Origin of the sequence: Cellulosimicrobium marinum (assembly GCF_020551945.1) — a bacterium.
Taxonomy (GTDB): Bacteria; Actinomycetota; Actinomycetes; order Actinomycetales; family Cellulomonadaceae; genus Cellulosimicrobium; species Cellulosimicrobium marinum.
Window position 1 is genome coordinate 130,970 of sequence record NZ_JAJBZH010000002.1, and the last position, 11,654, is coordinate 142,623.

The 11,654-nt window shown below is 69.1% G+C and carries 12 protein-coding genes and 1 pseudogene; 10 read left to right on the top strand and 3 right to left on the bottom strand.

Translation table 11 applies throughout. The features are described from left to right. Nucleotides 1–305: 305 nt before the first annotated feature. The 8 genes and pseudogenes from LGQ04_RS04410 to LGQ04_RS04440 all read left to right on the top strand — a co-directional run bounded on the left by LGQ04_RS04410 (nucleotide 306) and on the right by LGQ04_RS04440 (nucleotide 7,229). On the top strand, nucleotides 306–2,198 hold the full coding sequence (locus LGQ04_RS04410) for a KAP family P-loop NTPase fold protein (RefSeq protein ID WP_229242491.1): 1,893 nt from the start codon (nucleotides 306–308) through the stop codon (nucleotides 2,196–2,198). 79 nt (nucleotides 2,199–2,277) lie between these two features. Beyond that, on the top strand, nucleotides 2,278–2,985 hold the full coding sequence (gene qatB, locus LGQ04_RS04415) for a Qat anti-phage system associated protein QatB (RefSeq protein WP_229242492.1): 708 nt from the start codon (nucleotides 2,278–2,280) through the stop codon (nucleotides 2,983–2,985). Further along, complete coding sequence (qatC, locus tag LGQ04_RS04420; protein ID WP_229242493.1) at nucleotides 2,982–4,250, top strand: Qat anti-phage system QueC-like protein QatC; 1,269 nt, start codon at nucleotides 2,982–2,984, stop codon at nucleotides 4,248–4,250. Before qatB ends, qatC begins: the two co-directional genes overlap by 4 nt. Continuing rightward, entirely contained in the window at nucleotides 4,247–4,975 is a 729-nt protein-coding gene (qatD, locus tag LGQ04_RS04425; RefSeq protein WP_229242494.1) for a Qat anti-phage system TatD family nuclease QatD, read from the top strand. The genes qatC and qatD overlap by 4 nt, the downstream gene beginning before the upstream one ends. Nucleotides 4,976–6,021: 1,046 nt before the next feature. Beyond that, nucleotides 6,022–6,354 (top strand): annotated as a pseudogene (locus tag LGQ04_RS17895) (VOC family protein); the annotation flags it as partial. Nucleotides 6,355–6,458: 104 nt separating this feature from the next. Further along, the gene (locus LGQ04_RS04430) at nucleotides 6,459–6,599 is read left to right on the top strand and encodes a hypothetical protein (RefSeq protein ID WP_229242495.1); all 141 of its coding nucleotides are present in this window, start codon (nucleotides 6,459–6,461) and stop codon (nucleotides 6,597–6,599) included. Between the two features lie 223 nt (nucleotides 6,600–6,822). After that, nucleotides 6,823–7,050: a hypothetical protein gene (locus LGQ04_RS04435; protein ID WP_229242496.1), complete on the top strand. Its 228-nt coding sequence runs from the start codon at nucleotides 6,823–6,825 to the stop codon at nucleotides 7,048–7,050. After that, nucleotides 7,047–7,229, top strand: coding sequence for a RidA family protein (locus LGQ04_RS04440; RefSeq protein ID WP_229242497.1), 183 nt, complete (start codon nucleotides 7,047–7,049; stop codon nucleotides 7,227–7,229). The genes LGQ04_RS04435 and LGQ04_RS04440 overlap by 4 nt, the downstream gene beginning before the upstream one ends. Nucleotides 7,230–7,235: 6 nt before the next feature. On the opposite strand, the gene LGQ04_RS04445 is transcribed toward LGQ04_RS04440, so the two are convergent. Together LGQ04_RS04445 and LGQ04_RS04450 are read right to left on the bottom strand one after the other, a co-directional pair. Further along, nucleotides 7,236–7,874 (bottom strand): polyadenylate binding domain-containing protein, encoded by a 639-nt coding sequence (locus LGQ04_RS04445; RefSeq protein ID WP_229242498.1) that lies wholly within the window; start codon nucleotides 7,872–7,874, stop codon nucleotides 7,236–7,238. A gap of 98 nt (nucleotides 7,875–7,972) precedes the next feature. After that, nucleotides 7,973–8,671: a DNA alkylation repair protein gene (locus LGQ04_RS04450; protein ID WP_308016345.1), complete on the bottom strand. Its 699-nt coding sequence runs from the start codon at nucleotides 8,669–8,671 to the stop codon at nucleotides 7,973–7,975. 100 nt (nucleotides 8,672–8,771) lie between these two features. Between LGQ04_RS04450 and LGQ04_RS04455 the strand changes: the two genes are divergently transcribed. Beyond that, nucleotides 8,772–10,058, top strand: coding sequence for a glycosyltransferase (locus LGQ04_RS04455; protein ID WP_229242499.1), 1,287 nt, complete (start codon nucleotides 8,772–8,774; stop codon nucleotides 10,056–10,058). Between the two features lie 9 nt (nucleotides 10,059–10,067). On the opposite strand, the gene LGQ04_RS04460 is transcribed toward LGQ04_RS04455, so the two are convergent. Next, nucleotides 10,068–10,694, bottom strand: coding sequence for a TetR/AcrR family transcriptional regulator (locus LGQ04_RS04460; protein WP_229242500.1), 627 nt, complete (start codon nucleotides 10,692–10,694; stop codon nucleotides 10,068–10,070). A gap of 132 nt (nucleotides 10,695–10,826) precedes the next feature. On the opposite strand from LGQ04_RS04460, the gene LGQ04_RS04465 reads away from it, so the two are divergent. Then, a complete protein-coding gene (locus tag LGQ04_RS04465; protein ID WP_229242501.1) occupies nucleotides 10,827–11,645 on the top strand; it encodes an SDR family NAD(P)-dependent oxidoreductase in 819 nt (272 codons plus the stop codon). Nucleotides 11,646–11,654: the final 9 nt, after the last annotated feature.

The following is an 11,654-nucleotide window of genomic DNA, read 5'->3' on the forward strand; positions in this document are numbered from 1 at the left end:
TTAACCTGGTGAGAACACCTCTCGGGCACTGTATTGAGTGGCCAGTGACAGCCCCGCCGTATTGGCGGCCCTCGGGTTGAGTTGGCTGGGCGCGTCTTCCTGGGCGAATTCGACCGTGACGACGCACCCCTCGCCTGCGCATCCTCCCGATGTTGACCTCCCCGGGGGGATAAGTGGGCCACCTGCTTGCGGGGCTTGACCGCGGGCTCGGGGTCGTCGGCTGGTTGCTGTGTGGGAACTTCACCCGGGCGTAGGCATCCACTGTCCGGCCTGTGCCCTCTAGTCTGCAGGCAGTCTGCTGATCCGTGAACGAGGAGGTGCTTCTCTCGGTGTGGTCTGACAATGAGACGGCTCGCGACCTGCTGAACTTCGAGGGTGTGGCGGACACCGTCGCGGAGTTCATCCTACAGGCGGGGGGTCGTCCGATCTCGATCGGTGTGTCGGGGGCCTGGGGCGTTGGCAAGTCGTCGATGATCCAGCTCACGCGTGCCGCTCTGGACGCCAAACACCCTCCCGGCGAGTCGAACGCCTTCGTTTTCGTGGAGTTCAACGCTTGGCTCTACCAGGGTTATGACGACGCGCGCGCGGCCCTGCTGGACGTCGTGGCGACGACACTTGCGGAGGCCGCGGAAAAGCGTCAATCCGGTGTCGAGAAGGCTCGAGAGTTTCTGGGGCGAGTCCGGTGGATGCGTCTGGCGAAGTTCCTCGCGGCGCCGGCGATGGCCTTTGGGCTGGGGATCCCACCTGTTGGGCTGGCTGGTGAGATCACGGACTTGGTCAAGGACGTGCGCGAGGGTGACCTCGACCCGCAGCAGTTGGTCGGCGTTGGTGAGAAGTTCGCCGCGTTCAGTAAGGCTCTCCTCAAGCCTGAGGAAGGGGCGTCGCCGCCAAAGGAGATTGAGGCGCTGCGCAAGAGCTTCGAGCAGACCCTTGAGGCTATCGGAGTCACGCTGGTGGTCCTGATCGATGACCTCGACCGCTGTCTGCCGAGCACGGCGATCTCTACGCTCGAGGCGATCCGCCTGCTGCTGTTCTTGGAGCACACGGCTTTCGTCATCGCTGCCGACGACGAGATGATCAAGCGTTCGGTGCGCCAGCACTTCGGCGGGCTCGACAAGGACGAGCTCGTGACGAACTACTTCGACAAGCTCATCCAGGTGCCGATCAAGGTTCCTGCGCTCGGTATCCAAGAGGTCCGCGCGTACATGATGATGCTGTTCATCGATGACAGTTCGGAACTCGATACGGCGCGCAAGGACCACCTCCGCAGCGCGATCGGCCAACAACTTCGAGAGTCCTGGCGGGGCGCGCGGGTCGACTGCGCATTCGTCAACGACGTGGACCAGAACCTTCCCGAGGCGCTGCAGTCGCGCCTGGAGACCGCGCAACGACTCGCCCCGTTGATGACTGGCGCTCGGCACATCTCCGGAAACCCTCGACTCATCAAGCGGTTCCTCAACGCGCTGTCGATACGGATGGCGATCTCCCGTGCGCAGGGTGTCGACGTCGACGAGGCTGTCCTGGCCAAGATTCTGCTGTTCGAGCGGGTGGTGGAACCAGCCGTCTTCATCGACCTCGCCACGAGGGTCAACGAAGACGCTGATGGCAGACCGACCTTCCTGGGGCCGTGGGAGGCTGCCGTCGCGTCGGGAACAGCCCCTGCCTTGGATGCACTCTGGAACGAGGACTTCGTTCGTGAGTGGCTCGGGCTCGAGCCCGAGCTTGCGAACATCGACTTGCGCGGCGCGCTGTATGTGGGCCGCGAACAAGCGCCGCTTGTCACTGACGCGGACAAGCTGTCCGCGGTCGCGACCCAGGTCTTGACGGCCATGCTTGCGCAACCGCGGGAGGCGCGGGCACTGAAGAAGGAGCTGAGCGAGCTTCCCAATGCTGACCAGTCGATCATCGTCGACCGCCTCCTCAGCGCTGCCCGGCAGATCCAGGTCTGGGGCGTGCCTGAGATCCTCGATGCGTGCATGACGATGGCAGAGATCGACGCAGCTTGGGGGCACAAGCTCGCCCGGTTCCTCGCCGAGAGACCGCACACGCAGATCACTACTGCCATCGTCCCCAAGATCAGGGATCAGGAGTGGGCCAAGCCCGTTCTCGACGCCTGGTCTGGTTCCGAAGAGGTCAGCAAGGCCGTCAAGAATGCCATCCACGCAGGGAGAAACGGTGGGAACGTCGCAAAGCAGTAGCGGCCCGGGCGCCTCGGTGGCGCTGATTCCCCCATGGGTGGAGGACACGCCTGCCTCCGCGCCCTTAGACCAAGGTGTGTTGCCGCTCGAGGACGACGAAGCGCCGACGCTACCGCAGGCACCGACCGGGAGGTTCCAGCCTGCGCGCTTGAATCTGGGGCGATTCGCGAAGTCGGGCGACCGGGAGTACATGCGCCGAGCCGTCGCGTACTACGTGCACAGCGGCTACGGTGGCGGCCGCACGATGACGCGGCGGATGGGTGGGACTTCTCGAACCGCCTCGCGCCTTGGGACTGTGCTGCAGTCCTCGGGTCAGCAACCCGATCTGACCGCGGCGCACGACGCTGCCCTCGCTCACGGCACGAACGCGCAGGAGGTGCTGGACGCGATCGTGGAGGTGGTTCGTCCGACTGACGGCACCCAGGATGCTGAGGCGTCACGCCGGGCGATCCGCGACGCGCTCTCGGACGTCCTCGTCCGGTACCCGGAAGCTGACCTCCTCGACCTGGACAGGTCTCAGAGGGAGTACGTCCAGGAGCGCTACGTCGCACTCGACGTGTTCAACAGGTTCGAGCTCGACGTCGGCGCTCATCTCCAGCAGAACGCGCCTTCGACGAGTGCGGCGCTCGCGCGCCTTGCCGAGATCCGGGCCTATGTCTGGGAGACCGTTGCAGCGTCGTTCAGGAAGGTTCGCGATGCCGGCACCGCTCGAGGTGCTGACTTTGCGGCAATCACGCAACAGGCGCTGGCGGAGACGTTCTACGTATTCGAGGGGTACTTGCCATGATCTTCGCTTGTGGCCCTGCCACCGCACTGCCCGCGCCAGCTCCCGGGCTCACGCCCGTAGCGCTCTTCACCAAGTCGACACCGCGGGGCGGGATATCCGCCGGAGGGGCAGCAGCCGATGCGATCCGGAGGAAGGGGTTCTCGCCCACTGCAGCGGCCTGGGACCTGTTGTCTCTTGCTCTAGCCGCGATCGCGGCCGATCACACTGCACTGCGCCGAAACAGTGCCGACGGATGGACGCGGCAGATCGAGCTCAACGTCGTGGTCAGCGACAAAGCCGTCTGGGCGAGCCTGGCTCCGAGGATCGCTTCCACCTTAGCGTTCCTCACGACCGATATCTGGCGCATCACCTTCACCGACGGCGCGCAGCACCCTCCTGCGCCAAAGCAGACTCGTGTCTCAGCTGCCGAGGCATCGGTGCTGCTCTCTGGGGGCTTGGACAGCCTCATCGGTGTCACGGATCTGCATCAGGCTGGTGTTCCGCTGCTCGCGGTCAGCCACACCGTGCGCGGCGACCGTGCGAACCAGGTGCTCTTCGCCTCGAAGGCTGGTGTTGTCGATCATCTGGAGGTCAACCACAACGTCAGCACTCGGTGGGCGCAGAGCGAGACCTCCCAGCGTGCACGGTCGCTGCTGTTCTTGGCCTTCGCCGTCCTGGGGGCGACCGTCACCGAGGAGTACGCCGCCGGTGGCACGGTACCGGTGTATATCTGCGAGAACGGGTTCATCGCAATCAACCCGCCCTTGACCGCAGGCCGCGTAGGGAGCCTCAGTACGCGCACCGCGCATCCCCACTTCCTCGGAGAGCTACAGGAGATCCTCACGGCTGTGGGTCTGCGGGTACGACTGGCGAACCCGTACGCCGAGATGACGAAGGGGGAGATGCTCACCAAGAGCGCGGACCCGGACCTGCTTGGCACCCTGGCGAGCTCCTCGACGAGCTGTGGCCGCTACCAGAGGCACAAACTGCAACACTGCGGCCGATGTGTCCCATGCAGCGTGCGTCGCGCGTCCTTTCTTTCCGCGGGATGGGCAGACGACACGGCATACCTCTACGACGACCTGAGCCGCTACGACGGGAGTGAACTGGAAGACCTGCGCGCCCTGCGCGCAGCATGTCTGCAGGCCCGTTCGAGTGGATTGGACCGGTGGATCGGCTCAGCGCTGAGCTCGCCCCACATCGACAACAGAGCAGCGCTGCGGTCCATGCTTGAACGAGGACTCGCCGAGCTCGAAGCCCACCTCGACCGGTACGGGGTGTCGTGATCGACTTCCACTGCCATCTCGACCTCTACCCGGATCCGTCGGCGATAGCCGCCGAGGCACAGCAACGCGGTGTCGGAGTCCTGTCCGTGACGACGACACCGGCAGCCTGGATCGGCACGAAGCGGCTGGCGACGGACCGGCCAACGATCCGGACCGCACTGGGCTTCCATCCCCAGCTCGCCGGGACGCGAGAACACGAGCTTGCGCTCTTCGACCGTCACCTGCCCGAGACGAGGTATGTCGGCGAGGTCGGGCTGGACGGATCGCCAGAATATCTGGACAGCCGGCAGGCGCAAGTACGTGTATTTGACCACGTGCTCAGAAGCTGCAGCAATGTCGGCGGGAAGGTTCTGTCGGTTCACAGCCGTCGCGCCGCGGCCCAGGTTCTCGACTGCCTCGAGCAGTACCCCACGGCGGGTTCTGTCATCTTGCACTGGTTCTCAGGAAGTAAGCGCGAACTGTCCCGCGCCGTCGACCAAGGGTGCTGGTTCAGCGTTGGCCCAGCGATGCTGACCGGTGCCAAGGGCCGGGCACTTGTCGCCGCGATCCCTCGCAGCAAGATCCTGGTCGAGACCGATGGGCCGTTCGCTCAGCGTGATCGCAGTCCGTTGCGCCCTTGGGACGCAGCACTGGCCGTCGATGCACTGGCGAGGCTGTGGGAGTCGAGCGCTGCCGATGCTGCTCGAAGGCTCCGCGACAACGAGATGTCACTCTTGCGGGGATAGCATCCACGCGGACTTCGCGACCTCGGGACGCTCGTCGAGTCTTGTCTGGCACCGATTGATGTACGGGGAAGGGCCCGAGAAGGAACTGTGGACGCGCCTCTGCACCGCTGTTGGATCTATCCGTTGGGCTGCGGTGTGGCTAGGCACGGGCTTCGCCTGAGAGCCACACGGTCGGCAGGGGGCGGGGCGAGGGGAATCACCAGGGCAACGTCTTAGCCTTGATCGTGATCCAGTGCCTTGGCGACGGCGGCGATTTCCAGGTGGTCGCCCTCAGGTGATATCCGGCGATACGTAGTTTCGAGGTTGTCAGGAGCGCGAGGGTGTCGCCAGGGGGAAAGTTGAGTCCCGCAGATTGGTGTAGCGCGGTCGCCGGGCTCGTCTTCGACAATGTGTGGTGCGGTCATCGTGATGCTCCGTTCGAGAGGACCGTGAAGGGTTGTTCTCGAAGGATCACGCGGTGGCCACTCCACCTCTCGACGAAGACGTCAACGACGACCCGGGCGACCGCGCTACACCACTATCAGGGACTCAACTCGGGTCGCCGTGCCGAACCGGATGCCCAGCTCGCCCGGGATCTTGTGACCACGGAGGTCCACGACGTGCCGATCGTGATGTCTGCGTGCGATAAACGGGCTGCTCTCGCTCGTGGTGCTCAGCGCCTTCGCTTGCTTGTCAGCCCGGCTGGGACTGCGCTGTGCATCTCGACAGACTTGAGGCGCAGCATCCCTGTCTACGACGATCCGCAGGCAGGGCGACCGGCCGCAGACCTCCCGTGTGGGAGGGTCTGACCCCGCGATGTCCGCATCGTTGCTGTCGCTCTCAGCATCACAAGCGTGTGTCTCATGCTGAGGAGCGAAGGGAGGTACTGGATGATCGAGCGCTCGTCACAGCTTCGGGCTCGTCGCAGACGTCATCACGTCTCAACCGCACCAGGGCGTGTTGCTCAAGGCGGCGATCTGGCTGTTTCGTAGCATGAGCTTATGGACAGGGTGGTGTGGTGGGAAGTTGAGACGGTCGACCCGGAACTCTTTTAGCAGTTCCATGCCGCGTTGTCAGGGTGGTCGTTCGAGCCCGCCTTCGCTGGCACTGAGTTGGGTGCGGACTACTGGATCGTTCAGGCAGGAGGTCGCGGCATCGGTGGGCTTCAGCGGGCCGACCGACTGTCGTCGCCTCCGTCTGCGGGGCCACGACTGTATGTGGCGGTCGAGGATCTTGAGGCAGCACTCGACCGCGTTGTCGCGCTCGGTGGCGTGGTTGAGCGCACCCGTGTTTCCTTGGGTGGCGACGACCGATGGTTCGGCATATTTCGAGACCCAACTGGAGTCTCTTTCGGCATGTGGACCGAGCACGCAAGGAACCGTGAAACAAGGGTCGTGTGATCCTCATCCCGGATGAGGCGCGAGCTGTGATCGGTCCGCATTCCCGGCTGCGAGATTGACGAGCGACCGCCGCTGGATCGGCGCACCGTGGTCGAGGTGACGGCGTGGCGGTTCCGGACCGGCACGCCGTGGCGGGACGTGCCCGAGCGGTCGGGAACTGGGGAACGATCTTCAAGAACATCAACCGGTGGTCCGAGCAGGGCGTGTGGGCGCGGGTGCTGGAGAAGACGCAGGCGCCTGCCTAGCAGTCCGGGGATCTGGACTGGGTTTCGTCGATCGACTCCACGATCGTGCGTGTGCGCCAGCATGGCGCGACCCTTCCCCGCACCACCGGGGGCGCTGTCTACGAGCGGACCCTCGAACTGCTCGCTGCTCCTGGGCCTGTGCTCGCTGCGCTGCGCACGTACCGTGGTCGTGCGGGACAGACGGACGGGACGGCCGACGTCGTCGGACGAAGGAGAGATCCAGATGGTCGTGCACCTCAGCCACCCTGACGGGCTGCTGCAGCAGTCCGACTACCCCCCGGTCGCGGTCGCCACGGGGTCACGTCTTGTGCTGCTCGCGGGGCAGACGGCGGTGACCGCGTCGGGCGAGCTGCCCGCGACGGACCTCGCCGGCCAGGTCCATGCCGCCTTGCGGAACGTCGCGTCGGGGGTCCGCGGTGCCGGGGGGACGTCGGCGACGTCGCCCGGATGACCTTCTACGTCGTCGGGTGGACTCCGGAGATGGGGGACGCCCTGTACGAGGGGACGGCACGCGCCCAGGAGTCGGACGGGTTCGGCGTCCCGTTGCCGCCGATCACGGTGATCGGCGTCCAGGCCCTGTGGTTCCCGGGACTGCTCGTGGAGGTCGAGGCGACGGCCGTCCTGGAGTGAGCCGCCCTACAGGTTGACGATCGCCCCGAGGATGAACCCGAGCGCGGTGCAGCCGATTGCGACGCCGAGGGCGATGCGCGACGTCTTCTCGTTGCGGCGCACCGCGATGGAGGAGAACACGATCGCGAGGACGCCGAAGACGATGGGGAAGAAGAGGATGGCGATGGGGCTGAAGACGTACGCGAGGATGGTGCGCCACGTCATGGCCTGGGCGCCGAGCGGGGTGGTGTAGGCGGCGTAGGGCGGCTGGCCGTACTGCGCGGCGGGGTCGCCGTAACCGCCCGGCGCCTGCTGCCCGTACGCGGTCGGCTGCTGGCCGTAGGCCCCGGGCGCCTGCTGCCCGTACGCCCCCTGGGCGGGGGCGCCGTAGGCACCCTGCGCGGGCTGCTGCCCGTAGGGCGCGGGTGCGCCGTACGGGCCGGGCGCCTGCTGCTGCCCGTACGCGTCGGGCGCCTGCTGGCCGTAGCCACCCTGCGCCGGGGCGCCGTAGCCACCCTGGGCCGGTGCGCCGTAGGCGCTTTGCGGGGGTGCGCCGTACGGGGCGGTGGGCGGCTGCTGCGCGGGGTCGCCGGCGGTGGGGCCGTAGGGCGAGGACCCCTGGGGAGGCTGCGGGACGTGTCCGTCGTGGTGCGGCGGGTAGGTCATGGCGGCGCTCCTTCGGGGCGGTGCGGGCTCTCGGCGTGCGGCGGTCGGGCGTGCGGGGCCGGTGCGGTCGACGATGACCGCGCGGATCCAGGCACACCCTATCGGCGTGCCGGGGCTGCTCCGTCACGGCGTCCGACGATCTCGGTGATCCACGTGGGCGCGTAGGGAGAGGTGCAGTTCGGCGGGGTGGGGTAGTCCTTGAGCACGCCGAGCCGTTCGCCGATGTCGAGGGCGCGCTCGCGGTGCTGGGGGTGCTCGATGCCGATCTGGGCGAGGCAGTGGTTCATGGCCCACTGGAGCCGGTCGGGGGCGTCCTTCATCTCCGCCTCGACCGTGTCGAGCAGCGCGGTGAGGTCGAGGCCGTCGGGGCTCTTCGCGACCCGGTCGACGGTGAGGGCCCACCCGGCGCTCGCGACGACCGGGTCGGGGTCGGCGAGCCAGGCGACACGCAGGTCCTCGACGTGGGGGTTCTTCTTCACGACGTACGCGACGAGCCAGTCGTGCACCTTCGGGGTGCGGGCGTCGCGCAGCATGGCGTCGAGCTCGTCGCGGCCGTAGGCCTTGGGTCGGCAGACGAGGAGCGCGAGCAGCCGGGCGTCGGTGTCCTGCGTGGCCCAGAGCTCGCCGGCGAGCTCGTGCTGGGTGCGGAGCCGCTTCGCGACGCCGCGCAGCGCGGTGAGGTTGACGCCGTGGTCGTCGCCGTGGCGGGCGTTGACCTCGCGCATGCGGGGGTCGTCGAGGGTGGCGAGCTCGGCGAGGACGTCGTCCAGGGGCGGGGCGGGCGTCGTCTGCGGCACGGGTCCTCCTGGCGGGTGGGTGCGGTCGTGCTGCGTCGCAGCCGACGGTCGCAGCCTACGTGGGGGTGACGTCCGGCCGGGGTCGCGGCAGGATCGGCGCATGGCCTCGATCATGCTCACGGCGATGCCGTTCGCGGGGCACGCCCGCCCGGTCCGTGCGGTGGCGGCGGAGCTGGTGCGGCGCGGGCACGACGTCCGCGTGTACACGGGGCGGTCGTACGTGCCGCTGTTCGACGCGGTGGGCGCGCGCGGCGTGCCGTGGGTCCAGGCGCCGGAGTTCGACGAGCGCGACCTCGCGGCGACCTTCCCCCGCCTGCGCGAGCGCAAGGGGTTCCGTCAGGTGCTGGTCAACCTGCAGGACCTGTTCCTCGGCACCGCGCCCGCGCAGTGCGAGGACCTGCTGGCCCTGCACGACGCCGAGCCGTGGGACCTGCTCGCGGGTGACCCGATGGCGCTGGGTACCCGGTTCGCGGCCGAGCGGCTGCACCAGGAGTGGGCGTCCGTGTCGCCGGTCGCGGTGTGGCTGCCCGGCAAGGGCATCCCGCCGACGGGCCTGGGCCTGGCGCCGGCCCGCGGCCCCGCGGGGCGGGTGCGGGACGCGGTGCTCAACGCGACGACGGGGGCGTCGTCGTCGGTCCTCACCCGCCTGTACCAGCGGACGCGGCGGGACGTGGGCCTCCCGCCCGACGGCGAGTCGTTCGCCACGATGTGGTACTCGCCGTGGCTCGTGGTCGGGGCGGGATCGCCCGGGCTGGACTACCCGCGCGACGACCTGGGTGAGCACGTCCGCTTCGTGGGCGACCTCACCGACGACGGCGTCACCGCCCCGCCCCCCGACCTGCCGCCCGACCTGCCACCCTGGTGGGACGACGTCGTGCACGCCGAGGTCCCGGTGGTGCACGTGACGCAGGGGACGGCCAACGTGGACCCGCACGACCTGGTCCTGCCGGCGCTGGAGGCGCTCGCGGGCGAGGACGTGCTGGTCGTGGTGGGGACGGGCCACCGGACGGACCCGCTGCCGGGGCCGCTGCCCGTGAACGCGCGGGTCGCGTCGATGGTGCCGTACCCGGCGCTGCTGCCTCGGACGGCGGTGATGGTGACGAACGGTGGGTTCGGCGGGGTGCTGCAGGCGTTACGGCACGACGTCCCGCTGGTCGTCGCGGGCGGCGACCTGGACAAGCCGGAGATCGCGGCGCGCGTGGCGTGGCACGGCGCCGGGGTGAACCTGCGCACGGGGACGCCGCGCCCGGCCGCGGTGGCGGCGGCGTGCCGGGAGGTCCTCGCGGTGCCGTCGTACCGGGCGAGCGCGGCGCGGCTGGGCGCGGAGCTGCGGTCCCTCGGCGGGACGCGCGCGGCGGCCGACCTGCTGGAGGCGCGGCTGCCGTAGCGGCGTGGGTCAGAGGGGCAGGGCGTGGACGTCGACGGGCCCGCCGGGCAGGGGGTGCGCGGCGGGGGCGCGGAGGCCGTCGAGCACGAGCGCGTGGGCGCGGTCGTAGGCGTTGCGGGCGTCGTCGGTGCCGCGCGGCAGGGACCGGCTGACGGCCGCCATGAGGAGCACGACGTCGCCGGCGGACACGTCCGGGCGCAGCGTCCCCTCGGCCTGGGCGGCGCGCACGAGGCCGTCGACGAGGGCGAGGAGGGAGTCACGCACGCCCTGCGTGCCGGCGTCGTCCTGGAGGGCGTGCACGTCCGCGGGGGGCGCGATGGCGACGAGCCGCAGGGCGACGCGCAGCTCGGGCGACCACGCGAGCGCCCGGGCGAGGGCGTCCCAGGCGGTGGGGGCGTCGTCGGTGGCGGTGCGGATGTCGGCGAGGACGGCGGCGACGGCGTCCTGCACGACGGCGCGCAGCAGGGCTCGGCGGTCGGGGAACCGTCGGTAGAGGGTGCCGATGCCGACGCCGGCGGCCCGTGCGACGGCGTCGAGGGCGACGTCGGCCCCGGCCTCGACGAAGAGGGTGGTGGCCGCGCTGACGATCTTCTCGCGGTTGCGCCGCGCGTCGGCGCGCAGTGCTGTCTCGGTCATCGTCCCCTGCCGTCGCTCGTGCGGTCCGCGGCAGCGTACCGCGGGGATCGAGCGGTAGAGTATGAAGTGGAGGATAACCCTCCGTTTAGTCGTCGGTGGTCGGCGACACGCAACGGGAAGAGGTCGGTAGCCGTGGTTCAGGTCGCAGGATCGGTCGTCGTCGTCACGGGCGGCGGGAACGGGATCGGGCGCGAGGTCGTGCTCCAGCTCCTGGGCAAGGGCGCGCACGTCGTGGCCCTCGACCTCAGCGAGGTCGGGCTCAAGGAGACGCGCGTGCTCGCCGGCACGCACGACGACCGCCTGAGCACGCGCGTCGTCGACGTCACCGACCACGACGCCGTGGACGCGCTCGCCGCCGACGTCGTCGCCTCCCACGGGCACGTCGACGGCGTCGTCAACGTCGCGGGCATCATCCAGCGGTTCGTCCCCGTGGCGCAGCTCGAGCGGCGCGAGATCGAGAAGGTCGTCGCCGTGAACTTCTGGGGCGTCGTCAACGTCACGACCGCGTTCCTCCCGCACCTGCAGGCGCGACCCGCGGCGTCGCTCGTCAACGTCGCGAGCATGGGCGCGCTCGTGCCGTTCCCCGGCCAGTCCGCCTACGGCGCGAGCAAGGCCGCCGTGAAGCTGTTCACCGAGGGCCTGCAGGCGGAGCACGAGGGCACCGACCTCGCCGTGAGCATCGTGTTCCCCGGCGCGATCGGCACCGAGATCACGAAGAACTCCGGCGTCGAGACCCCCGGCGGCAAGCCCGCGGCCGAGGCCGCCGCCGAGTCCGCCCACCGCACGACGTCGCCCGTCGACGCCGCGCGGCAGATCGTCGCCGCCGTCGAGAAGGGCACCCCGCGCGTGCGGATCGGCAAGGACGCGGTGATGCTCGACCGCCTCGCGCGCCTCATGCCGAGCCGGTCCGTGCAGATCATCGCGCGGAAGATGCGCTCCCTCGTGAGCTGAGCCGGTCCC

Coding starts and splice junctions, on each gene's coding strand:
- qatC (WP_229242493.1), top strand. CDS start 2,982: ATGATCTTCGCTTGTGGCCCTGCCACCGCACTGCCCGCGCCAGCTCCC.
- LGQ04_RS04435 (WP_229242496.1), top strand. CDS start 6,823: ATGGTCGTGCACCTCAGCCACCCTGACGGGCTGCTGCAGCAGTCCGAC.
- LGQ04_RS04440 (WP_229242497.1), top strand. CDS start 7,047: ATGACCTTCTACGTCGTCGGGTGGACTCCGGAGATGGGGGACGCCCTG.
- LGQ04_RS04445 (WP_229242498.1), bottom strand. CDS start 7,874: ATGACCTACCCGCCGCACCACGACGGACACGTCCCGCAGCCTCCCCAG.
- LGQ04_RS04455 (WP_229242499.1), top strand. CDS start 8,772: ATGGCCTCGATCATGCTCACGGCGATGCCGTTCGCGGGGCACGCCCGC.
- LGQ04_RS04460 (WP_229242500.1), bottom strand. CDS start 10,694: ATGACCGAGACAGCACTGCGCGCCGACGCGCGGCGCAACCGCGAGAAG.